Here is a 22,029-nt window from a genome sequence, read left to right as displayed (position 1 = left end):
AGATCACCCCTTGCGAACCCGCAAGCTGCGCCACAACGCCGCCACCATCAACACACTCACCAGCGCCCAACCCCAGGCCTGCTGGTTCTGCAAACCTTCTTGATACAGCTGTGGCGCAATGCCGGCGCCGATGATGAAGGTCAGCAGGGCGATTTCCCGACGCGGCACGCTGACCGGCCGGCACAGGTACACCAGCGCCGGCAGGATGAATGCGACACTCGGGAAGCTGCGATAACGCGGGTCGAACACCAACTCCAGCATCATCACCGCCGCGGCAAAACCTGCCGCTGCCAGCCACCAGCCGGCACGACGTTCCAGTGCATCGAAGGCGCGTTCACGCCAGCCGGTCCGAGCGCTCAAGGTCAGCGCGGCATGCGCCAGCACCAACACATTCAACCCCGTCAGCAAGGCGACCCACAGCCATTCACTGGCAAACCGGGTGGTGACACGGGCCAGGTCGCCCCAAGCGCCAATCGAACAGGCCGCCACTGCACCGAGCAGTGGCAGAACCAGCGCCGCGCGGGTGCTGCGAACGCGACCGCCGAGGATCAGCGTGCCGATGAAGATCAAGCCACCCACCATCAGCCATTGCGACCAGTACGGCACGTTCGAGACCGGCCCGGCGAGTACGCCCTTATCCTGGCGATCGGCGTCGAACAGTCCCCAATAACCCCCGACCGCACCTTCGCTGGCGCGTTTCCAAGGCTGGTCGAATGCCTCGATCAGGTTGTAATGCCAGCCTTGCTGCTCGGCCATGATCACAAAGCTGCGAATGAACTTGGCTTCATTGACCCTGCTCGGCAAGGCGGTTTCACGCTGACGGCGGCCTTCGCTTGGCCAGCCGGTTTCACCAATCATCACGTCCTTGGGCGCGAACTTGTTGCCGAACACCTGGCGCACTTCGGCCACATGCTGCAGCGCGGCGTCGATGTTCGACGGATCGTCTTCCCAGTACGGCAGCAAATGGATGGTCAGGAAGTCCACCGCGGGGGCGATTTCCGGGTGCTTGAGCCAGAACTCCCAGACGTCGGCGTAGGTCACCGGTTGTTTGACCTGACTTTTGACTTTGTTAATCAGCGTCGCCAACTGTGCGCCGGTCACTTCCTTGCGCAGCAGGGTTTCGTTGCCTACGATCACCGCAGTCACCACATCGGCGTTGGCATTGGCCGAGGCGATCAGCAGGTCGACTTCCTTGGCAGTGTCCACCGGGTTGCTGTTGACCCAGGCGCCGATCATCAGCTTCAAGCCATGCTTGCGCGCCAGATCGGGTATAGCCTCGAGGCCGGTCATGGAATAGGTACGGATGCATTCAAAACGGGTTGCCAGTAGCGCGAGGTCGGCGTCCATGCGCTCGGGGCGCAGTTTGAACGGTACATCGAACGGCGATTGGTCTTTGTCGAACGGGGTGTAGGAGGCGCATTGCAGCTTGTGCGTTGCGCTGGTCACGTCCGGCAGGATCACCGGTTTGCCGAGGCCATACCAGAAACCGCCGAGGGCAAAAAGCCCCAGCAGGCAGGCGAATAAATAAGCAAAAAAAGGAAAGCGTGATGTCGCGGGCATGGTCAGGCCGTCTGGGAACAAAGCCGCGCATGTTACCTGCATTTGTCCCGTGCTTGGTGGCCTGCATAATTTTGACATGCAAAGTTTGGGCGGGGTTGGCGTGCGTACTTTCACGGGGCACGATTAATGGCGTTCTGATGTCGTTTCTCGATGCCTTGAGGTCGCTGGCAGAGCAGGTCGCGGTTGGCGTCAGGTTGATTATCGTGGCGTCAGTACTCCGCTGATGTTTGAACGAGTTTGCAGTGAGGCGTGATGGGGGCGCTGTGCACCATAACAATACGTTGAGCGGCTCGGCATCCGTCGAGCGCAGCACTTTCGGGGAAGTAACGATGAAGATGCGACGACTCTTGGGCGCAGGTGCCGCTTTGGTGCTGGCGATCAGTTCTACGATGGCCAGCGCTGAAGGCAAGGCAGTGACGATCGGTTATGTAGACGGCTGGTCGGACAGCGTCGCCACGACCAACGTGGCCGCAGAAGTGATCAGGCAGAAACTCGGTTATGACGTGAAGCTGCAAGCGGTTGCCACCGGGATCATGTGGCAGGGTGTGGCCACAGGCAAACTCGACGCCATGCTGTCGGCGTGGTTGCCCGTGACTCACGGTGAATACTGGACCAAGAACAAGGATCAGGTCGTCGATTACGGCCCGAACTTCAAGGATGCGAAAATCGGCCTGATCGTGCCGGAGTACGTCAAGGCCAAGTCTATTGCTGATCTGAAAACCGACGACAGCTTCAAAAATCGTATCGTCGGCATCGATGCCGGTTCAGGCGTGATGCTCAAGTCCGAGCAGGCGATCAAGGACTATGGCCTGGACGGCTACACCCTCAAGGCCAGTTCTGGCGCCGGCATGATTGCCGAGCTGACCCGTGCCGAGAAGAAAAACGAATCCATTGCCGTCACCGGTTGGGTGCCGCACTGGATGTTCGCCAAGTGGAAACTGCGCTTCCTGGAAGACCCGAAAGGCGTTTACGGCGCGGCTGAAACCGTGAACAGCATCGGCAGCAAGGAGCTGGCAACCAAAGCGCCTGAAGTCGCGAAGTTTTTGAAGAGCTTCCAGTGGGCGTCGAAAGACGAAATCGGCGAAGTCATGTTGGCGATTCAAGAGGGCGCCAAGCCTGAAGCCGCAGCGAAAGATTGGGTGGCCAAACACCCGGATCGCGTTGCCGACTGGATCAAATGATTTGACCCGAGGCGCCTAGTCAGCACTTCTCGAGGCCCCTTGGCATAAATGCCAAGGGGCCTTTTGTTTTTTTATGTGGGGCGGGCTTGGTCGCGAAAGCGGTGTGTCATTCAGCAACGATGTTGGCTGACACTCCGCCTTCGCGAGCAAGCCCGCCCCCGCATTGTTTAATGCATGCTGAAAAATGGCGGCTGTGTCATGTCGTTCTAATACTAAGGTCGTCTGGAACCTGTCCGGCAGCCGCATAGAGTGGATACCGTTCCAACTAAATCTGTGCTGCGAGGATAAAAACAATGAACGACAGCATTTACCTCTCGATACAAAACAGCTCGCGCTTCAAAGAGCTGGTCAGCAAGAGAGAACGATTCGCCTGGATTCTTTCGGCGATCATGCTTGGGCTGTACTCCGGATTCATCCTTTTGATTGCCTACGGGCCGCATATTCTGGGTGCGAAAATCAGCCCCGAGTCTTCGATTACGTGGGGCATTCCGATCGGTGTCGGGCTGATTGTTTCGGCCTTTATCCTGACGGGCATCTACGTGCGACGCGCCAACGGCGAATTCGACGACTTGAACAATGCGATTCTCAAGGAGGCTCAGCAATGATCCGGCGTCTAATGGCTCTATTGAGCATCGCAGCCTTTGCACCTGGCGCCTGGGCGGCTGAAGCCCTCACGGGTGCGGTACAGAAACAACCCCTGAACATCGCGGCGATCCTGATGTTTGTGGCGTTCGTCGGCGCGACTTTATATATCACTTACTGGGCTTCCAAGAAGAACAACTCGGCTGCCGACTACTATGCGGCGGGCGGCAAGATCACCGGTTTCCAGAACGGTCTGGCGATTGCCGGTGACTACATGTCCGCGGCGTCCTTCCTGGGTATTTCCGCCCTGGTGTTCACCTCTGGCTACGACGGCCTGATCTACTCGATCGGTTTCCTGGTGGGCTGGCCGATCATTCTGTTCCTGATCGCCGAGCGCCTGCGTAACCTGGGCAAGTACACCTTTGCCGACGTGGCGTCCTATCGCCTGGGGCAAACCCAGATCCGCTCGCTGTCGGCGTGCGGTTCGTTGGTGGTGGTAGCGTTCTACCTGATCGCGCAAATGGTCGGTGCCGGCAAGCTGATTCAGCTGCTGTTTGGTCTCGACTATCACGTTGCGGTGATTCTGGTCGGTATCCTGATGTGCTTGTACGTGCTGTTCGGCGGCATGCTGGCGACGACCTGGGTGCAGATCATCAAGGCGGTGCTGTTGCTGTCCGGTGCCTCGTTCATGGCGCTGATGGTAATGAAACACGTCAACTTCGACTTCAACGCGCTGTTCTCCGAGGCGATCAAGGTTCACCCTAAGGGTGAGGCAATCATGAGCCCCGGCGGTCTGGTGAAAGACCCGATCTCCGCCTTCTCCCTTGGCCTGGCGCTGATGTTCGGTACCGCTGGCCTGCCGCACATCCTGATGCGCTTCTTCACCGTGAGTGACGCGAAAGAAGCTCGCAAGAGTGTGCTGTATGCAACCGGCTTCATTGGCTACTTCTACATCCTGACCTTCATCATCGGCTTCGGCGCGATCCTGCTGGTCAGCACCAACCCGGCCTTCAAAGATGCGGCCGGCGCGCTGTTGGGCGGCAACAACATGGCGGCGGTGCACCTGGCCAACGCAGTGGGTGGCAGTATCTTCCTGGGCTTCATCTCGGCGGTGGCGTTCGCAACCATCCTGGCGGTGGTAGCTGGTCTGACCCTGGCCGGTGCTTCGGCGGTGTCCCATGACCTGTATGCCAGCGTGATCAAGAAGGGCAAGGCCAACGAGAAGGACGAGATCCGTGTCTCGAAAATCACCACCATCGCTCTGGCGGTGCTGGCGATCGGTCTGGGGATTCTGTTCGAGAAGCAGAACATCGCGTTCATGGTGGGCCTGGCGTTCTCCATCGCGGCGAGCTGTAACTTCCCGGTGTTGCTGCTTTCCATGTACTGGAAGAAGCTGACGACTCGCGGTGCGATGATCGGCGGCTGGCTGGGCCTGGTCAGTGCTGTTGGCTTGATGGTGTTGGGGCCAACCATCTGGGTGCAGATACTGGGTCACGAGAAGGCGATCTTCCCGTATGAATACCCGGCGCTGTTCTCCATGGCCATTGCGTTTGTCGGGATCTGGTTCTTCTCGATCACCGATAAGTCGGCCGAGGGTGTGAACGAGCGGGCGTTGTTCTTCCCGCAGTTTGTTCGTTCGCAGACCGGGTTGGGGGCGAGTGGGGCGGTTTCGCACTGAGGCTTTGAGTTTCTATATATAAGCTGAGCTACACAAAAATGCCCCGGTCGAGAGATTGGGGCATTTTTTTATTGGGCGGTTATCGGCCCTTGTTTGACTTGCTCGCGAAGGTGGCCCGATAGTCGACTGGGCTCTTTGATCGTGTACATATCCGTTTCTGCGGTTACGGCTTCTATTGGTTTCGCTTTTACAGCGAGTCACTTTGGAAAAGCCCCAAAGTAACCAAAGGGCTCTTGCCCCGCCATTCGGTGCCTCGCCTAGGCTCGGCATGCCCTCACTCCGGCATTGCTCCGGGGGCCCGCCGCCATCGGCCATCCATGGCCGGGGGCGGCTACCGCGGCATCCTTGCCGCGGTGCCCCCTACGCAATACCTGCGTTCGGCCTCTGGGAAAGGGGCGGCAGATCAAGATCAAAAGCCAAAGCCAAAGCCAAAGCCAAAGCCAAAGTCGAAGCAACGGCAACGGCAACGGCAAGATCAAAAGCTTCGCGAGCAGGCTCGCTCCCACACAAAATCAGAGCGAATCCGCTCTGCTTTTCACCACTCAACAGGCCGAGCGTTAGCTCGCCTGCAGCTTTTGATCTTGACGCACCGCCCCCTCGAGAGGCCGAGTGGAGGTTCTGCGCAGTGGGCAACCCGGCATGGATGCCGGGTTAGCCGCGCACGGCCATGGATGGCCGATCGCGGCGGGCCCACGGAGCAGGACCGGAGCGCGGGCATGCCGAGCCTGGGCGAGGCACCGAACGACAGGGGCAGAAGCGCTTTGGTTACTTTCGCGCTTTTCGAAAGTGACCCGCTGTAAGAGCGGAACCGCCAGCCGGCGCAACCGAAGAAACGGATATGGACACAACCATAGAGCCCGGTCGGCCCCCAGGCCGCCGCGTAATTCAACATCAGGCACAAACAAAAACGGCCCCTATCTAAATAGAGGCCGTTTCCGGTACAGCTCAAGACATTATCGCAAGACAGGTCTTATTTGCGGTCTTCAAGCCGGGTGATATCACGCGACTCGTAGCCGGTATACAACTGGCGCGGGCGGCCGATCTTGTACGGGCTGGAGAGCATTTCTTTCCAGTGGGAGATCCAGCCGACAGTCCGCGCCAAGGCGAAGATCACGGTGAACATACTGGTCGGAATACCGATCGCCTTGAGGATAATCCCCGAGTAGAAGTCGACGTTCGGGTACAGCGAACGTTCGATGAAGTACGGGTCGGTCAGGGCGATCTCTTCCAGGCGCATGGCCAGTTCGAGTTGCGGATCATTGGTGATGCCCAGTTCTTTCAGTACTTCGTCGCAGGTTTGCTTCATGACGGTGGCGCGTGGGTCGCGGTTTTTGTAAACCCGGTGACCGAAGCCCATCAATTTGAACGGATCGTTCTTGTCTTTGGCCTTGGCGATGTACTTGTCGATGTTCGAAACATCGCCAATCTCGTCAAGCATGGTCAGAACGGCTTCGTTCGCACCGCCGTGGGCAGGGCCCCACAGTGCAGCGATACCGGCGGCGATACAGGCGAACGGGTTGGCACCCGACGAACCGGCCAGGCGTACGGTAGAAGTCGATGCGTTTTGCTCGTGGTCGGCATGGAGGATAAAGATCCGGTCCATGGCCTTGGCGAGTACCGGGCTGATCGGTTTGATCTCGCACGGGGTGTTGAACATCATGTGCAGGAAGTTTTCCGCGTACGACAGGTCGTTGCGCGGGTACATCATGGGTTGGCCCATGGAGTACTTGTAAACCATTGCGGCCAGGGTCGGCATCTTGGCAACCAGGCGGATCGCGGAGATTTCGCGATGCTGCGGGTTATTGATGTCGAGGGAGTCGTGGTAGAAGGCCGAGAGGGCGCCCACTACGCCGCACATGACGGCCATCGGGTGGGCGTCGCGACGGAAGCCGTTGAAGAAGGTCTTCAATTGCTCGTGAACCATGGTGTGGTTCTTCACGGTGCCTACGAACTGGGCCTTCTGCTCTGCGGTCGGCAATTCGCCGTTGAGCAGCAAATAGCAGGTTTCCAGGTAGTCCGACTTTTCAGCCAGCTGTTCGATCGGGTAGCCGCGGTGCAGCAGAATGCCGTTGTCGCCGTCGATGTAGGTGATCTTCGACTCGCAAGAGGCAGTCGACATGAAACCAGGGTCAAAGGTGAAACGGCCCGTGGCCGTCAGGCCCCGAACGTCGATAACATCGGGACCAACGGTGCCGGTTAAAATGGGCAGCTCGACGGGGGCTGCGCCCTCGATGATCAACTGCGCTTTTTTGTCAGCCATGTGGCCTCCTATTTATGCTTGAAATCATCAGACAGACCCCCCACGCAGGGCCCGCACCACTATAGTGAGATAAATTCGAATGTCAATTTGCCTAAAGTCTTGCTCCAGAAGGCTTTAACCGGACTTTTTCCTCGAAATTGCCTGCCATTTACGCCTTTTATCTGACTTGTGCAATCAGCTATTAGGGGAAGGTGAACGCGTTGTCATTAGTAGCCTAACTGTCTATACTCGGCCACCGACCGCCAGGGGCTTTTGGGCCTGCTTTATTGGGGGTCGCATCCCTGGGTGGTGGTTACCTGACCAGTGCACTCCCCAACAACTTTGCCCTGATTGTTAGGGGCTCTTCAGTGTGAAAAAAAGCCGTGAAAAGCCAACGACCTGTAAACCTAGACCTAAGGACCATCAAACTCCCCATCACCGGCGTTACGTCGTTTCTTCACCGTGTTTCCGGCATCATCCTCTTCCTGGGCCTTGGCTTCATGCTGTATGCATTGGGCAAGTCTCTGGGTTCCGAGGAAGGTTTTGCCGAGGTGAAGGCATGCTTGACCAGTCCGCTGGCCAAGTTCGTAGCATGGGGCCTCCTGTCCGCTCTTCTGTATCACCTGGTAGCCGGTGTGCGCCATTTGATTATGGATATGGGCATCGGTGAGACGCTGGAAGGCGGCAAGCTGGGCTCGCAAATCATTATCGCCGTATCTGCGGTGTTGATCGTTCTGGCGGGAGTTTGGATATGGTAACCAGCGTTACGAACCTGTCGCGTTCGGGCCTCTATGACTGGATGGCACAGCGTGTGTCTGCGGTCGTTCTCGCGGCTTATTTCATCTTCCTGATCGGATACCTCGTTGCGAATCCAGGCATTGGTTACGACCAATGGCATGCCCTGTTCGCCCACAACGGGATGCGTATCTTCAGTCTGCTGGCCCTTGTAGCCCTGGGCGCTCACGCCTGGGTCGGCATGTGGACCATCGCGACTGACTACCTGACGCCGATGGCGCTGGGCAAGTCCGCGACTGCAGTACGTTTCCTTTTCCAGGCAGTATGCGGCGTTGCGATGTTCGCTTACTTCGTCTGGGGTGTGCAGATTCTCTGGGGTATCTGATCCATGGCTAACATTCCAACGATTTCTTTCGACGCCATCATTATTGGTGGTGGCGGTGCCGGCATGCGCGCAGCGCTGCAACTGGCACAGGGCGGTCACAAGACTGCCGTGATCACCAAGGTTTTCCCTACCCGTTCGCACACCGTGTCGGCCCAGGGCGGCATCACCTGCGCCATCGCATCTGCCGATCCGAACGATGACTGGCGCTGGCACATGTACGATACCGTCAAGGGTTCCGACTATATCGGTGACCAGGACGCTATCGAATACATGTGTCAGGAAGGCCCGGCTGCAGTTTTCGAACTGGACCACATGGGTCTGCCGTTCTCCCGTACCGAACAGGGTCGTATCTACCAGCGTCCATTCGGCGGCCAGTCGAAGGATTACGGTAAAGGTGGCCAGGCCGCCCGTACCTGCGCCGCTTCCGACCGTACCGGTCACGCGCTGCTGCACACCCTTTATCAGGGCAACCTGAAAGCAGGCACCACGTTCCTGAACGAGTACTACGCTGTTGATCTGGTGAAAAACCAGGACGGCGCATTCGTCGGCGTGATTGCCATCTGCATCGAAACCGGTGAAACCACCTACATCCGTGCCAAGGCCACCGTACTGGCCACCGGCGGTGCAGGTCGTATCTACGCTTCGACCACCAACGCCCTGATCAATACCGGTGACGGTGTTGGTATGGCGCTGCGTGCCGGCGTACCGGTACAAGACATCGAAATGTGGCAGTTCCACCCGACCGGCATCGCCGGCGCCGGTGTACTGGTCACCGAAGGTTGCCGTGGTGAAGGTGGTTACCTGATCAACAAGCACGGCGAGCGTTTCATGGAGCGTTATGCTCCGAACGCCAAAGACCTTGCCGGTCGTGACGTTGTTGCCCGTTCGATGGTTAAGGAAATCATCGCTGGTAACGGTTGCGGTCCGAATGGCGACCACGTAATGCTCAAACTCGACCACCTGGGCGAGGAAGTGCTGCACAGCCGTCTGCCAGGCATCTGCGAACTGTCCAAGACGTTCGCGCACGTTGACCCGGTTGTTGCTCCGGTTCCGGTTGTTCCGACCTGCCACTATATGATGGGCGGCGTTCCGACCAACATTCACGGTCAGGCAATCACCCAGAACGACGAAGGCGTGGACGAAATCATCCCTGGCCTGTTCGCAGTGGGTGAAGTGGCGTGCGTATCGGTTCACGGCGCCAACCGTCTGGGCGGCAACTCGCTGCTTGACCTGGTGGTATTCGGCCGCGCTGCCGGCCTGCACCTGGAAAAAGCGCTGACCGACGGTATCGAATACGATGACGCTACCGACGCCGACATCAACGCGGCCCTGGCACGTCTGTCCGCTTTGAACGAGCGTACCGAAGGTGAGGACGTGGCAACTCTGCGTCGCGAACTGCAAAGCTGCATGCAGAACTACTTCGGTGTGTTCCGCACCGGCGAATACATGCAGAAGGGTATTGCTCAGCTGGCTGATCTGCGTGGCCGTATCGCCAACGTCAAGATCAATGACAAGAGCCAGGCGTTTAACACTGCGCGTATCGAAGCGCTGGAACTGCAGAACCTGCTGGAAGTGGCCGAAGCCACTGCCATCGCTGCTGAAGTGCGCAAAGAGTCCCGCGGTGCTCACGCCCGTGAAGACTTCGAAGACCGTGACGACGAAAACTGGCTGTGCCACACCCTGTACTTCCCGGGTGACAAGCGCGTTACCAAGCGTGCTGTGAACTTCTCGCCGAAGACTGTTCCGACTTTTGAACCTAAGATTCGGACTTATTAAGGGTGGCCGCCATGTTGCAAGTCAGTGTTTATCGTTACAACCCTGATCAGGACGCTGCGCCGTTCATGCAGGAATTCCAGGTTGATACCGGTGGTAAAGACCTGATGGTGCTGGACGTGCTGGCCCTGATCAAAGAGCAGGACGAAGGTTTCTCCTATCGTCGCTCTTGCCGTGAAGGTGTTTGCGGTTCCGACGGCATGAACATCAACGGCAAAAACGGTCTGGCGTGCATCACGCCGCTGTCTGCCGTCGTAAAACGTAACAAGCTGATCGTCCGTCCGCTGCCAGGTTTGCCGGTTATCCGTGACCTGGTCGTCGATATGAGCATCTTCTACAAGCAATACGAAAAGGTTAAGCCATACCTGCAGAACGACACGCCGGCTCCGGCCATCGAGCGTCTGCAGTCCCCTGAAGAGCGTGAAAAGCTCGACGGTCTGTACGAGTGCATCCTGTGCGCTTGCTGCTCGACTTCGTGCCCGTCCTTCTGGTGGAACCCGGACAAGTTCCTGGGTCCGGCTGCTCTGCTGCAAGCCTATCGCTTCCTGGCAGACAGCCGCGACAACAAGACATCCGAGCGTCTGGCTTCGCTGGATGACCCGTTCAGCGTATTCCGCTGCCGGGGCATCATGAACTGCGTCAACGTTTGTCCGAAAGGCCTGAACCCGACTAAGGCCATCGGTCACATTCGTAACATGCTGCTGCAAAGCGGCGTGTGATTCAGCTGCTGTACCCGTAGGACCGCAATACCCGTAGATGCTACGGCGCAGGCTTCAACCGGCGCCGTAGTTTTAACCTGAGCAGCAGCTTATAAGGCTGCGGCTCTTATTTTGAAGAAATGAGACAAGCAGGGGCATCCGGGCTGGTACCCGGACTATCAGCGTGATCCTAAGTGGCTTGTTTTAGTCGCTGCATTCGGACTTCTGCAAGTTTTCTCGGTGTCGACGCCGGTGGTGTTCCCCTAACCGAGGGTGACCAAGCATGCAAGAAAGCGTGATGCAGCGCATGTGGAACAGCGCCTACCTATCCGGTAGTAACGCTGCCTATGTGGAAGAGCTCTACGAGCTCTACCTGCACGACCCTAACGCTGTGCCAGAAGAGTGGCGCACCTACTTCCAGAAGTTGCCTGCTGATGGCAACACTGCCACCGATGTTTCGCACTCCACAATTCGCGATCATTTCGTCTTGCTGGCAAAGAACCAGCGCCGCGCCCAACCGGTTTCCGCCGGCAGCGTGAGCAGTGAGCACGAGAAGAAGCAAGTTGAAGTGCTGCGATTGATCCAGGCCTACCGTATGCGTGGCCACCAGGCAGCCCAGCTTGACCCGCTGGGGCTGTGGCAGCGTCCTGCACCTGCAGACCTGTCAATCAATCATTACGGCTTGACCAATGCCGATCTTGATACGACCTTCCGTGCCGGCGACCTGTTCATCGGCAAAGAGGAGGCGAGCCTACGCGAAATTCACGAAGCGTTGCAGCAGACATATTGCCGCACCATCGGCGCTGAATTTACGCACATCACCGATTCCGAGCAGCGCCAGTGGTTCCAGCAGCGTCTGGAAAGCGTGCGCGGCCGTCCGACGTACTCCGCCGACATCAAGAGCCATCTGCTCGAACGCGTCACCGCCGGCGAAGGTCTGGAAAAATACCTCGGGACCAAATACCCGGGTACCAAGCGTTTCGGTCTGGAAGGCGGCGAGAGCCTGATTCCGATGCTCGACGAACTGATCCAGCGTTCCGGTTCCTATGGCACCAAGGAAATCGTGATCGGCATGGCCCACCGTGGCCGTCTCAACGTGCTGGTCAACACCTTCGGCAAGAACCCGCGCGAGCTGTTCGACGAGTTTGAAGGCAAGAAGAAGGTCGAGCTGGGTTCCGGTGACGTCAAGTATCACCAGGGCTTCTCGTCCAACGTGATGACCACTGGCGGTGAAGTTCACCTGGCCATGGCGTTCAACCCGTCCCACCTGGAAATCGTTTCCCCCGTGGTCGAGGGTTCGGTTCGCGCCCGTCAGGATCGTCGTAACGACCCTACCGGCGAGAAGGTTCTGCCGATCTCCATCCACGGTGACGCGGCATTCGCCGGTCAGGGTGTGGTGATGGAAACCTTCCAGATGTCGCAGACCCGCGGTTTCAAGACCGGCGGCACCGTGCACATCGTGATCAACAACCAGGTCGGTTTCACCATCAGCAACCCGCTGGACTCGCGCTCGACCGAGTACGCAACCGACGTTGCGAAGATGATCCAGGCGCCGATCCTCCATGTGAATGGTGATGATCCGGAAGCCGTGTTGTTCGTGACCCAGCTGGCCATCGACTACCGCATGCAGTTCAAGCGTGACGTGGTGATCGACCTGGTCTGCTACCGTCGTCGCGGCCACAACGAGGCCGACGAGCCTAGCGGCACCCAGCCAATCATGTATCAGCAGATCACCAAACAGCGCACCACGCGTGAGCTGTATGCTGATCGTCTGACCCAGGGCGGTGTGCTGGACGCAGAGCGTGTTCAGGCGAAAGTCGACGAATACCGCAACGCGCTGGACAACGGTCTGCACGTAGTAAAAAGCCTGGTCAAAGAGCCGAACAAAGAGTTGTTCGTGGACTGGCGTCCGTATCTGGGCCACGCCTGGACCGCGCGTCACGACACTCGCTTCGATCTGAAAACCTTGCAGGAACTGTCCGCCAAGCTGCTGGAAATTCCGGAAGGCTTCGTGGTTCAGCGCCAGGTCTCGAAAATCTACGAAGACCGTCAGAAAATGCAAGCCGGCGGCCTGCCGATCAACTGGGGTTACGCCGAAACCATGGCGTACGCGACCCTGTCGTTCGAAGGTCACCCGATTCGCATGACGGGTCAGGACATCGGTCGCGGTACGTTCTCGCACCGTCATGCTGTCTTGCACAACCAGAAAGACGCGGGTACCTACGTCCCGCTGCAAAACCTGTACAAGGGCCAGCCACGTTTCGATCTGTACGATTCGTTCCTGTCCGAAGAAGCCGTGCTGGCGTTCGAATACGGTTACTCGACCACCACGCCTGAGGCGCTGGTGATCTGGGAAGCCCAGTTCGGCGACTTCGCCAACGGTGCTCAAGTGGTTATCGACCAGTTCATCACCAGTGGCGAGCACAAGTGGGGCCGTCTCTGCGGTCTGACCATGCTGCTGCCGCACGGTTATGAAGGTCAGGGTCCGGAGCACTCTTCGGCTCGTCTGGAGCGTTATCTGCAGCTGTGCGCCGAGCACAATATTCAGGTTGCCGTCCCGACTACGCCGGCTCAGATCTACCACTTGCTGCGTCGTCAGGTGATTCGCCCGCTGCGCAAGCCGTTGATCGTTCTGACTCCGAAGTCGCTGCTGCGTCACAAACTGGCCATCTCGACCCTGGAAGATCTGGCCGAAGGTTCGTTCCAGACCGTTATCCCGGAAATCGATGCCCTGGACCCGAAAAAGGTCGAGCGCGTTGTTCTGTGTAGCGGCAAGGTCTACTACGACCTGCTGGAAAAACGCCGTGCCGAAGGTCGTGATGACATCGCCATCGTGCGTATCGAGCAGCTGTACCCATTCCCTGAGGACGACTTGAACGAAGTCCTGGCTCCGTACACCAACCTCAAACATATCGTTTGGTGTCAGGAAGAGCCGATGAACCAGGGTGCCTGGTACTGCAGCCAACACCACATGCGCCGCATCGTTGGCAATCACGACAAGTCTCTCGTACTTGAGTACGCGGGCCGTGATGCTTCTGCTGCACCTGCTTGTGGTTATGCATCGATGCACGCTGAGCAGCAGGAACAACTGCTGCAAGACGCCTTTACTGTTTAACGCCTTCGCGCACCTGAAACCGAATTTAAGGACCCACAGATAATGGCTATCGAAATCAAAGCCCCCACTTTCCCGGAATCGGTTGCCGATGGCACCGTTGCCACCTGGCACAAAAAGCCGGGCGACGCCGTCAAGCGTGACGAACTGATCGTCGACATCGAAACTGACAAAGTCGTACTGGAAGTGTTGGCTACCGCTGACGGCGTGTTGGGCGCTATCGTCAAGAACGAAGGCGACACCGTTCTGTCCGACGAAGTTCTGGGCTCCATCGGTGAGGGCAGTGCTGCTGCCGCTCCAGCCGCCGCTGCTGCACCGGCTGCCGCTGCCGCGGCTCCCGCCGAAGCGGGCGAAGACGATCCTGTTGCTGCACCGGCTGCTCGCAAGCTGGCTGAAGAAAACGGTATCAACATCGCTTCCGTTGCCGGCACTGGCAAAGGCGGTCGTGTGACCAAGGAAGACGTGGTAGCAGCTGTTGCTGCCAAGAAAGCCGCTCCGGCTGCCGCGCCTGCCAAGGCTGCTGCTCCTGCCGCTGCTGCTCCAGTGTTCGCTGCCGGCGATCGCATCGAGAAGCGCGTACCGATGACCCGTGTGCGGGCCACCGTTGCCAAGCGTCTGGTTGAAGCTCAATCGAACATGGCGATGCTGACCACTTTCAACGAAGTCGACATGACCGAAGTCATGGCCCTGCGTTCGAAGTACAAGGATCTGTTCGAGAAGTCCCACAACGGCGTGCGCCTGGGCTTCATGTCGTTCTTCGTCAAGGCTGCCACCGAAGCGCTGAAACGCTTCCCGGCTGTCAACGCGTCGATCGACGGTGCTGACATCGTTTATCACGGCTACGCTGACGTCGGTGTGGCTGTTTCCAGCGACCGCGGCCTGGTTGTGCCGGTTCTGCGTAACGCCGAACTGATGAGCCTGGCTGAAATCGAAGGCGGCATCGCCACCTTCGGCAAGAAGGCTCGTGACGGCAAGCTGTCGATGGACGAAATGACCGGTGGTACGTTCACCATCACTAACGGTGGTACTTTCGGTTCGATGATGTCGACCCCGATCGTCAACCCGCCACAAGCGGCCATCCTGGGCATGCACAACATTCTGCAGCGTCCTATGGCGATCAACGGTCAAGTCGTTATCCGTCCGATGATGTACCTCGCTCTGTCCTACGATCACCGTTTGATCGACGGCAAAGAAGCTGTGACCTTCCTGGTTACCATCAAGAACCTGCTGGAAGACCCGGCTCGTTTGCTGCTGGATATCTGATTTCGTTGCTCGGGCCGCTCAGTGATGAACGGCCCTTCTGTAATGACCAGCTTCGTCCCACGACGGTCCCCAAAAGGGGCCGTCCGGTTTGATTCGAGAAGGAATGACACATGACTCAGAAATTCGACGTGGTAGTGATTGGCGCGGGCCCTGGCGGCTACGTGGCTGCCATTAAAGCAGCGCAACTGGGCCTCTCCACTGCCTGCATCGAGAAATACACCGACAAGGAAGGCAAACTGGCCCTCGGCGGTACTTGCCTGAACGTCGGTTGCATTCCATCCAAGGCGCTGCTGGACAGCTCCTGGAAGTTTCACGAAGCCCAAGACGGCTTCGCGATCCACGGTATCAATCATGCTGGCGTAACCATGGACGTGGCTGCGATGGTTGGCCGTAAAGCCAACATCGTCAAAGGCCTGACCTCCGGCGTTGCGACGCTGTTCAAGGCTAACGGTGTGACCTCGATCCAGGGCCACGGCAAACTGTTGGCCGGCAAGAAAGTCGAAGTCACCAAGCCTGACGGTTCGGTAGAAATCATTGAAGCCGAGAACGTGATTCTGGCTCCAGGTTCGCGTCCGATCGACATTCCACCGGCTCCAGTCGACCAGAATGTGATCGTCGATTCAACTGGCGCACTGGAATTCCAGTCCGTGCCAAAACGTCTGGGCGTGATTGGCGCTGGCGTGATCGGTCTGGAGCTGGGTTCGGTCTGGTCCCGCCTGGGCGCAGAAGTGACCGTTCTCGAAGCGCTGGACACGTTCCTGATGGCCGCTGACGCTGCCGTTTCCAAGGAAGCGTTGAAAACCCTGACCAAACAAGGTCTGGACATCAAGCTGGGCGCTCGCGTTACCGGTTCCAAAGTGAACGGCGACGAAGTCGTTGTGAACTACACCGATGCCAACGGCGAACAGAACATCACTTTCGACAAGCTGATCGTAGCCGTTGGTCGCCGTCCTGTGACCACTGATCTGCTGGCTGCTGATTGCGGCGTGACCCTGGACGAGCGCGGTTTCGTGCACGTTGACGATCACTGCGCCACCACCGTACCGGGCGTTTACGCCATCGGTGACGTGGTTCGCGGCATGATGCTGGCACACAAAGCCTCGGAAGAGGGCATCATGGTCGTTGAGCGCATCAAGGGCCACAAAGCCCAGATGAACTATGACTTGATCCCGTCAGTTATTTATACTCACCCGGAAATCGCGTGGGTCGGCAAAACCGAGCAGACCTTGAAGGCTGAAGGCGTTGAAGTTAACGTTGGCACCTTCCCGTTCGCAGCCAGTGGCCGTGCCATGGCAGCTAACGACACCGGCGGTTTCGTGAAAGTCATTGCCGATGCCAAGACTGACCGCGTATTGGGCGTCCACGTGATTGGCCCGAGCGCTGCAGAACTGGTTCAGCAGGGCGCAATCGGTATGGAATTCGGCACCAGCGCTGAAGACCTGGGCATGATGGTTTTCTCCCATCCGACCCTGTCTGAAGCCTTGCACGAAGCAGCTTTGGCTGTGAATGGCGGCGCCATCCACATCGCCAACCGCAAGAAGCGTTAAGACAATAAGAAACCACGGCGGTACGGCCCGTCGTGAGCCTTGCATGCAAGACTCACCGCGGAATGTCCGCTGGACGCAGTCTTGCGTAGCTCAGCTACGCAAGCAGCAGTCACAGGTGGTGCGGCACTTGAACAAGTGCAGCACCGAATGCGCAGTACCTAACGAAGACGGTAATAAGCATGAATCTTCACGAGTATCAGGGTAAGCAGCTGTTCGCTGAGTACGGCCTGCCAGTTTCCACCGGCTACGCAGTAGACACCCCGGAAGCAGCAGCAGAAGCTTGCGACAAAATCGGCGGCACCGAGTGGGTTGTCAAAGCCCAGGTCCACGCTGGTGGTCGCGGTAAAGCGGGCGGCGTAAAGCTGGTTCGCAGCAAAGAAGACGCCAAAGCATTCGCTCAACAGTGGTTGGGCAAGCGTCTGGTGACTTACCAGACTGATGCCAATGGTCAGCCAGTCACCAAGATCCTGGTTGAATCGTGCACTGATATCGCTAAAGAGCTGTACCTGGGCGCTGTCGTTGACCGTTCGAGCCGTCGCATCGTGTTCATGGCTTCCACCGAAGGTGGCGTGGACATCGAGAAAATCGCTCACGACACCCCTGAGAAAATCCTCAAGGCCACTATCGATCCACTGGTTGGCGCTCAGCCATTCCAGGGGCGCGAGCTGGCATTCCAGCTGGGTCTGGAAGGCAAGCAAGTTGCTCAGTTCGCCAAGATCTTCGTAGGTCTGGCCAAGCTGTTCAAGGATCACGACCTGGCTCTGCTGGAAGTGAATCCGCTGGTGATCAAGGCTGACGGCGATCTGCATTGCCTCGACGCCAAGATCAACATCGACGCCAACGCCATGTACCGTCAGCCTAAGCTGAAGACTTTCCACGATCCGTCGCAAGACGATCCGCGCGAAGCGCACGCTGCCAAGTTCGAACTGAACTACGTAGCACTGGAAGGCAACATCGGTTGCATGGTCAACGGTGCTGGCCTGGCCATGGGTACCATGGACATCGTCAACCTGCATGGCGGCAAACCAGCCAACTTCCTCGACGTGGGCGGCGGTGCTACCAAAGAACGCGTTACCGAAGCGTTCAAGATCATCCTGTCCGACACTAACGTCGCTGCAGTACTGGTCAACATCTTCGGCGGCATCGTTCGTTGCGACATGATTGCCGAAGGCATCATCGGCGCTGTGAAAGAAGTCGGCGTGAAAATCCCGGTTGTTGTTCGCCTTGAAGGCAACAACGCTGAGCTGGGCGCTAAAGTACTGGCAGAAAGCGGTTTGAACATCATCGCTGCTACCAGCCTGACCGACGCTGCTCAACAAGTCGTTAAAGCTGCGGAGGGCAAATAATGAGCGTCCTGATCAATAAAGACACCAAAGTTATCTGCCAGGGTATTACCGGTTCGCAAGGTAGTTTCCACACCCAGCAAGCCATCGAATACGGCACCAAGATGGTGGGTGGCGTAACTCCTGGCAAAGGCGGCACCGAGCACCTGGGTCTGCCAGTGTTCAACACCGTGAAAGATGCTGTAGCTGCCACTGGCGCCACCGCCAGCGTGATCTACGTTCCAGCTCCTTTCTGCAAGGACTCCATCCTGGAAGCAGCCTTCGGCGGCATCAAGCTGATCGTTTGCATCACTGAAGGCATTCCTACCCTGGACATGCTGGATGCCAAGGTCAAGTGCGACGAGCTGGGCGTAGTCCTGATCGGTCCTAACTGCCCAGGCGTGATCACTCCAGGCGAATGCAAGATCGGCATCATGCCAGGTCACATTCACTTGCCAGGCAAGGTTGGTATCGTTTCCCGTTCCGGCACCCTGACCTACGAAGCTGTGAAGCAGACTACTGACGCCGGTTTCGGTCAGTCGACTTGCGTCGGTATCGGTGGTGACCCGATCCCGGGTTCGAACTTCATCGACATCCTGAAGCTGTTCCAGGAAGACCCGAAGACCGAAGCGATCGTGATGATCGGTGAGATCGGCGGTTCGGCTGAAGAAGAAGCGGCTGCCTACATCAAGGCACACGTGACCAAGCCGGTTGTTTCCTACATCGCTGGTGTGACTGCTCCTCCGGGCAAGCGCATGGGCCATGCTGGCGCAATCATCTCTGGCGGCAAAGGCACTGCAGACGAGAAATTCGCTGCGCTGCAAGACGCAGGCGTTAAAACCGTGCGTTCGCTGGCAGACATCGGCAAGGCCCTGGCCGAGCTGACTGGTTGGGCCGTCAAGTAAGCCTCGCGCTTAACTGACGCTTCACCAAGCAAAGGCCACCTTCGGGTGGCCTTTGTCGTTTCCGGGTGATCGTTCCCACGCTCTGCGTGGGAATGCCGCCAGGGACGCTCCGCGTTCCGCCTTTGAATGTGACGCAGAGCGTCACGGGATGCATTCCCACGCAGAGCGTGGGAGCGATCTGTGCCAAGGTAGGAAAATTAGGTATGTAAACGCGACATTGGAATGTCGTATATCGGATAGTTCGCCCTGTAATAGTGCGTTTGTCAGACGGATTCGTTACGCTAGCAGCCATTTTTGCGTCCGCGGCCCACAAGGCAGCGACGCGCTAAACGGGTCAGTCCTATACGGGCCGACAGCATTTCCCTCACCCATAAGGGAAATCCCTCTCTAAATTCCGATTCAGTAGTGTGGTATTTCCTTAATGAAAGTGTTGAAAGGCCAGGACATACTGGCACTTGGTTTTATGACGTTTGCCCTGTTCGTCGGGGCTGGCAACATCATCTTCCCGCCTATCGTCGGTTTGCAGTCCGGGCCTAATGTCTGGATGGCGGCGCTGGGTTTTCTGATCACCGCGGTTGGTTTGCCGGTGATCACCGTTGTTGCCCTGGCCAAGGTCGGTGGTGCAATGGATGCCTTGAGCAGCCCGATCGGTAAAGTCGCCGGTGGCCTGCTGGCAGCTGCGTGCTACCTCGCTGTTGGCCCATTGTTCGCGACGCCGCGCACCGCGACCGTGTCGTTCGAAGTGGGTCTGGCGCCGCTGACCGGTGAGAGCCCGCTGGCGCTGTTTCTCTATAGCTCGGTGTACTTCCTGCTGGTGTTCTTCATCTCGCTCTATCCGGGCCGTCTGCTGGACACCGTAGGACGTTTCCTTGCACCGCTGAAGATCATCGCTCTGGCCGTTCTCGGCATTGCTGCGTTCGCGTTGCCGGCTGGTGAAATCGGCGTGGCCACACCTGAATATGTCGCGGCACCGTTCTCCCAAGGCTTTATCAATGGTTACCTGACCATGGATACCCTGGGTGCGCTGGTATTCGGCATTGTCATTGTCAACGCCATTCGTTCCCGGGGTGTGGAATCGCCAGCGTTGATCACCCGTTACGCGATTATCGCCGGTCTGATTGCCGGCGTGGGTCTGGCGCTGGTTTACGTCAGTCTGTTCCGTCTCGGTTCGGGTAGCCATGAAGTGGCCGCTGGTGCTGCCAACGGTGCCGCGGTATTGCATGCGTACGTTCAGCACACGTTTGGTTCGTTGGGCAGTGGTTTCCTTGCGGTGCTGATCTCCCTGGCCTGCCTGGTAACAGCGGTCGGTCTGACGTGTGCCTGTGCCGAATACTTCAGCCGCGTACTGCCACTGTCCTACAAGACGCTGGTGATCATCCTGGCTGCGTTCTCCCTGTTGGTGTCCAATCTGGGCCTCACCAAGTTGATTGCTTTCTCGATCCCGGTGCTGACCGCCATCTACCCGCCATGCATCGCCCTGGTAGCCCTGAGCTTCTGCAAGGACTTCTGGCATGAGCAGGGCCGCATTGTTGGTCCGGTGATGCTGGTGTCGTTCATCTTCGGTCTGATCGATGCCCTCAAAGGCGCCGGCCTGGCTGACTGGATGCCGACTCAACTGACTCATCTGCCATTGAGCGAGCAGGGTCTGGCGTGGCTGGTGCCGTCGGTCATGACCCTGGTGGTTGCCGTGGTTTGCGACCGCCTGCTGGGCAAGCGCGAAGAAGCGCTGGCTTAAGCCTCCTCATGACCCGCCACAAGCGGGCTTGAGCTACAAATGGAAATGCCCCGTATCAATCGATACGGGGCATTTTTTTATGCGCGTGATGCAGTGTCTTTTTACTTGGGCTAACGTCGAAGCACTATCCGCAGGTTTCATCATCCACACATCACAAGGAACTGCATGTCGTTCGTCCACGCCAATCTGATTCACATCCTCGCCGCGCTCTGGTTTGTCGTCTGCTGGGGTGGCTACACCCGTTACGCGACATGGAAGGGCCGTGACACCGCATGCCTGGCCAGCGTGCTGCACCTGTATCGCGAAGACTGGATGCGCCGCATGCTGTTGCGCGACAACCGCATTGCCGATGCCAGCGTGATCGGTAACCTTGAGCGCAATGCCTCGTTCTTCGCTTCCAGTACGCTGATTATCCTGGCCGGTATTCTCACGGTATTGGGTGCGTCCGACAGAGCCGTATCGTTACTGGCGGATATCCCGATGGTGCAACAGGCCTCCCAAGGCATGTCGGAGATCAAGTTGTTGTGCCTGGCGCTGGTGTTTGTCTATGCGTTCTTTACCTTTAGCTGGTGCATGCGTCAGTACAACTTTGCGGCGATTCTCGTGGGCTCGGCGCCGATGATCGGCGAGCGCCATGTGTCCGAACAAGAGCGTAAAGCCTTTGCCTCTCGAGCCGCCCGTGTCATCTCCATGGCGGCCAACCAGTTCAACTTCGGCCTGCGTTCCTATTACTTCGGCATGACCATGCTGGCGTGGTTTGTCAGTCCCTGGTTGTTCATGTTGATGAGCGCCGGTGTCGTATTTGTGTTGTATCGCCGCGAGTTTCACTCCGACGTTCTTGATGTGATGGTCTATACACCTACAGAGGCGCCATTGCCTGAAGCAAACAAGGAAGCTGCTTGATGAGTATTCCGTTCTGGTGTGTGTTTATCAGCGCATTGCTGATTTACGTGGCAAAGATTCCGGTGGCCAAAGCCATGAGCGAGCAGGGTGGTTACAACAATCACCTGCCGCGCCAGCAGCAGGCGCAACTTACCGGCTTTGGTGCCCGTGCATTGGCGGCACACCAGAACAGTTTCGAGGCGTTCTTATTGTTCGCGGTCGGGGTGTTGATGGCGCACACCACGCAGACGGCGGGATGGCTGATCGATACGCTGGCAATCATCTTTGTGATCGCGCGCATCATTTACTTGCTGTGCTATTGGGCAGATCTGGCCTGGCAGCGCAGTCTGGTGTGGTTTGTGGGTTTAGTGTGTTCGTTGTTGCTGATGATTAGTCCGACTTTTAGAATAATTTTGCTCTAGCACTTATCGC

At 57.9% G+C, this 22,029-nt stretch carries 17 protein-coding genes; 15 read left to right on the top strand and 2 right to left on the bottom strand.

The annotated features are described in order from the left end of the window. Positions 1-3: 3 nt before the first annotated feature. Positions 4-1,602: a beta (1-6) glucans synthase gene (locus tag PSH65_RS23140; RefSeq protein ID WP_305422578.1), complete on the bottom strand. Its 1,599-nt coding sequence runs from the start codon at positions 1,600-1,602 to the stop codon at positions 4-6. 287 nt (positions 1,603-1,889) lie between these two features. Here PSH65_RS23140 and PSH65_RS23135 point away from each other — a divergent pair, with 287 nt between their 5' ends. The 3 genes from PSH65_RS23135 (at position 1,890) to PSH65_RS23125 (ending at position 5,001) form a co-directional block, all read left to right on the top strand. Continuing rightward, positions 1,890-2,741 carry a glycine betaine ABC transporter substrate-binding protein gene (locus PSH65_RS23135; RefSeq protein WP_305422576.1) on the top strand — a complete coding sequence of 284 codons (852 nt, stop codon included), beginning with the start codon at positions 1,890-1,892 and terminating at the stop codon, positions 2,739-2,741. Positions 2,742-3,034: 293 nt separating this feature from the next. Continuing rightward, complete coding sequence (locus PSH65_RS23130) at positions 3,035-3,346, top strand: DUF485 domain-containing protein (RefSeq protein ID WP_007894282.1); 312 nt, start codon at positions 3,035-3,037, stop codon at positions 3,344-3,346. Continuing rightward, positions 3,343-5,001 carry a cation acetate symporter gene (locus PSH65_RS23125; protein WP_305422575.1) on the top strand — a complete coding sequence of 553 codons (1,659 nt, stop codon included), beginning with the start codon at positions 3,343-3,345 and terminating at the stop codon, positions 4,999-5,001. Before PSH65_RS23130 ends, PSH65_RS23125 begins: the two co-directional genes overlap by 4 nt. 970 nt (positions 5,002-5,971) lie before the next feature. Here the strand turns inward: PSH65_RS23125 and gltA are convergent. Further along, complete coding sequence (gltA, locus tag PSH65_RS23120) at positions 5,972-7,261, bottom strand: citrate synthase (RefSeq protein WP_105339798.1); 1,290 nt, start codon at positions 7,259-7,261, stop codon at positions 5,972-5,974. Positions 7,262-7,623: 362 nt separating this feature from the next. On the opposite strand from gltA, the gene sdhC reads away from it, so the two are divergent. The 12 genes from sdhC (at position 7,624) to PSH65_RS23060 (ending at position 22,019) form a co-directional block, all read left to right on the top strand. Continuing rightward, complete coding sequence (gene sdhC, locus PSH65_RS23115; protein WP_032830362.1) at positions 7,624-7,998, top strand: succinate dehydrogenase, cytochrome b556 subunit; 375 nt, start codon at positions 7,624-7,626, stop codon at positions 7,996-7,998. Continuing rightward, positions 7,992-8,360 (top strand): succinate dehydrogenase, hydrophobic membrane anchor protein, encoded by a 369-nt coding sequence (gene sdhD, locus PSH65_RS23110; protein WP_008071469.1) that lies wholly within the window; start codon positions 7,992-7,994, stop codon positions 8,358-8,360. Before sdhC ends, sdhD begins: the two co-directional genes overlap by 7 nt. A 3-nt stretch (positions 8,361-8,363) precedes the next feature. Further along, entirely contained in the window at positions 8,364-10,136 is a 1,773-nt protein-coding gene (gene sdhA, locus PSH65_RS23105) for a succinate dehydrogenase flavoprotein subunit (protein ID WP_305422571.1), read from the top strand. 11 nt (positions 10,137-10,147) lie between these two features. Then, positions 10,148-10,852 (top strand): succinate dehydrogenase iron-sulfur subunit, encoded by a 705-nt coding sequence (locus tag PSH65_RS23100; RefSeq protein WP_007898989.1) that lies wholly within the window; start codon positions 10,148-10,150, stop codon positions 10,850-10,852. A gap of 262 nt (positions 10,853-11,114) precedes the next feature. Then, the gene (locus tag PSH65_RS23095; RefSeq protein WP_305422570.1) at positions 11,115-13,946 is read left to right on the top strand and encodes a 2-oxoglutarate dehydrogenase E1 component; all 2,832 of its coding nucleotides are present in this window, start codon (positions 11,115-11,117) and stop codon (positions 13,944-13,946) included. 42 nt (positions 13,947-13,988) lie between these two features. Continuing rightward, positions 13,989-15,206, top strand: a complete 1,218-nt coding sequence (gene odhB / locus PSH65_RS23090; protein WP_007898985.1) for a 2-oxoglutarate dehydrogenase complex dihydrolipoyllysine-residue succinyltransferase — start codon at positions 13,989-13,991, stop codon at positions 15,204-15,206. A 110-nt stretch (positions 15,207-15,316) separates the two neighbouring features. Next, positions 15,317-16,753 carry a dihydrolipoyl dehydrogenase gene (gene lpdA, locus PSH65_RS23085; protein WP_305422569.1) on the top strand — a complete coding sequence of 479 codons (1,437 nt, stop codon included), beginning with the start codon at positions 15,317-15,319 and terminating at the stop codon, positions 16,751-16,753. 179 nt (positions 16,754-16,932) lie between these two features. Further along, complete coding sequence (sucC, locus tag PSH65_RS23080) at positions 16,933-18,099, top strand: ADP-forming succinate--CoA ligase subunit beta (RefSeq protein WP_007898980.1); 1,167 nt, start codon at positions 16,933-16,935, stop codon at positions 18,097-18,099. Further along, entirely contained in the window at positions 18,099-18,980 is an 882-nt protein-coding gene (sucD, locus tag PSH65_RS23075; protein ID WP_007919877.1) for a succinate--CoA ligase subunit alpha, read from the top strand. The genes sucC and sucD overlap by 1 nt, the downstream gene beginning before the upstream one ends. A gap of 421 nt (positions 18,981-19,401) precedes the next feature. Next, the gene (brnQ, locus tag PSH65_RS23070; protein WP_305422567.1) at positions 19,402-20,715 is read left to right on the top strand and encodes a branched-chain amino acid transport system II carrier protein; all 1,314 of its coding nucleotides are present in this window, start codon (positions 19,402-19,404) and stop codon (positions 20,713-20,715) included. A gap of 165 nt (positions 20,716-20,880) precedes the next feature. Then, entirely contained in the window at positions 20,881-21,618 is a 738-nt protein-coding gene (locus PSH65_RS23065; RefSeq protein ID WP_305422565.1) for a DUF599 domain-containing protein, read from the top strand. After that, on the top strand, positions 21,618-22,019 hold the full coding sequence (locus PSH65_RS23060; RefSeq protein ID WP_305422564.1) for an MAPEG family protein: 402 nt from the start codon (positions 21,618-21,620) through the stop codon (positions 22,017-22,019). The genes PSH65_RS23065 and PSH65_RS23060 overlap by 1 nt, the downstream gene beginning before the upstream one ends. The last annotated feature ends 10 nt before the right edge of the window (positions 22,020-22,029 follow it).

The organism is Pseudomonas sp. FP603 (assembly GCF_030687415.1).
Lineage (GTDB): Bacteria > Pseudomonadota > Gammaproteobacteria > Pseudomonadales > Pseudomonadaceae > Aquipseudomonas > Aquipseudomonas wuhanensis.
Note: the sequence above shows the minus strand (reverse complement) of the source record. Positions and strands in the feature narration are given on the sequence as shown.

What these genes read in the sequence shown, in the direction of transcription:
- PSH65_RS23065 (WP_305422565.1), top strand. Translation starts at nt 20,881, where the DNA reads ATGTCGTTCGTCCACGCCAATCTGATTCACATCCTCGCCGCGCTCTGG.
- PSH65_RS23125 (WP_305422575.1), top strand. Translation starts at nt 3,343, where the DNA reads ATGATCCGGCGTCTAATGGCTCTATTGAGCATCGCAGCCTTTGCACCT.
- PSH65_RS23140 (WP_305422578.1), bottom strand. Translation starts at nt 1,602, where the DNA reads ATGCAGGTAACATGCGCGGCTTTGTTCCCAGACGGCCTGACCATGCCC.
- odhB (WP_007898985.1), top strand. Translation starts at nt 13,989, where the DNA reads ATGGCTATCGAAATCAAAGCCCCCACTTTCCCGGAATCGGTTGCCGAT.
- gltA (WP_105339798.1), bottom strand. Translation starts at nt 7,261, where the DNA reads ATGGCTGACAAAAAAGCGCAGTTGATCATCGAGGGCGCAGCCCCCGTC.
- PSH65_RS23095 (WP_305422570.1), top strand. Translation starts at nt 11,115, where the DNA reads ATGCAAGAAAGCGTGATGCAGCGCATGTGGAACAGCGCCTACCTATCC.
- sucC (WP_007898980.1), top strand. Translation starts at nt 16,933, where the DNA reads ATGAATCTTCACGAGTATCAGGGTAAGCAGCTGTTCGCTGAGTACGGC.
- sdhD (WP_008071469.1), top strand. Translation starts at nt 7,992, where the DNA reads ATGGTAACCAGCGTTACGAACCTGTCGCGTTCGGGCCTCTATGACTGG.
- sucD (WP_007919877.1), top strand. Translation starts at nt 18,099, where the DNA reads ATGAGCGTCCTGATCAATAAAGACACCAAAGTTATCTGCCAGGGTATT.
- brnQ (WP_305422567.1), top strand. Translation starts at nt 19,402, where the DNA reads ATGAAAGTGTTGAAAGGCCAGGACATACTGGCACTTGGTTTTATGACG.
- PSH65_RS23135 (WP_305422576.1), top strand. Translation starts at nt 1,890, where the DNA reads ATGAAGATGCGACGACTCTTGGGCGCAGGTGCCGCTTTGGTGCTGGCG.
- sdhA (WP_305422571.1), top strand. Translation starts at nt 8,364, where the DNA reads ATGGCTAACATTCCAACGATTTCTTTCGACGCCATCATTATTGGTGGT.
- PSH65_RS23060 (WP_305422564.1), top strand. Translation starts at nt 21,618, where the DNA reads ATGAGTATTCCGTTCTGGTGTGTGTTTATCAGCGCATTGCTGATTTAC.
- PSH65_RS23100 (WP_007898989.1), top strand. Translation starts at nt 10,148, where the DNA reads ATGTTGCAAGTCAGTGTTTATCGTTACAACCCTGATCAGGACGCTGCG.
- PSH65_RS23130 (WP_007894282.1), top strand. Translation starts at nt 3,035, where the DNA reads ATGAACGACAGCATTTACCTCTCGATACAAAACAGCTCGCGCTTCAAA.
- lpdA (WP_305422569.1), top strand. Translation starts at nt 15,317, where the DNA reads ATGACTCAGAAATTCGACGTGGTAGTGATTGGCGCGGGCCCTGGCGGC.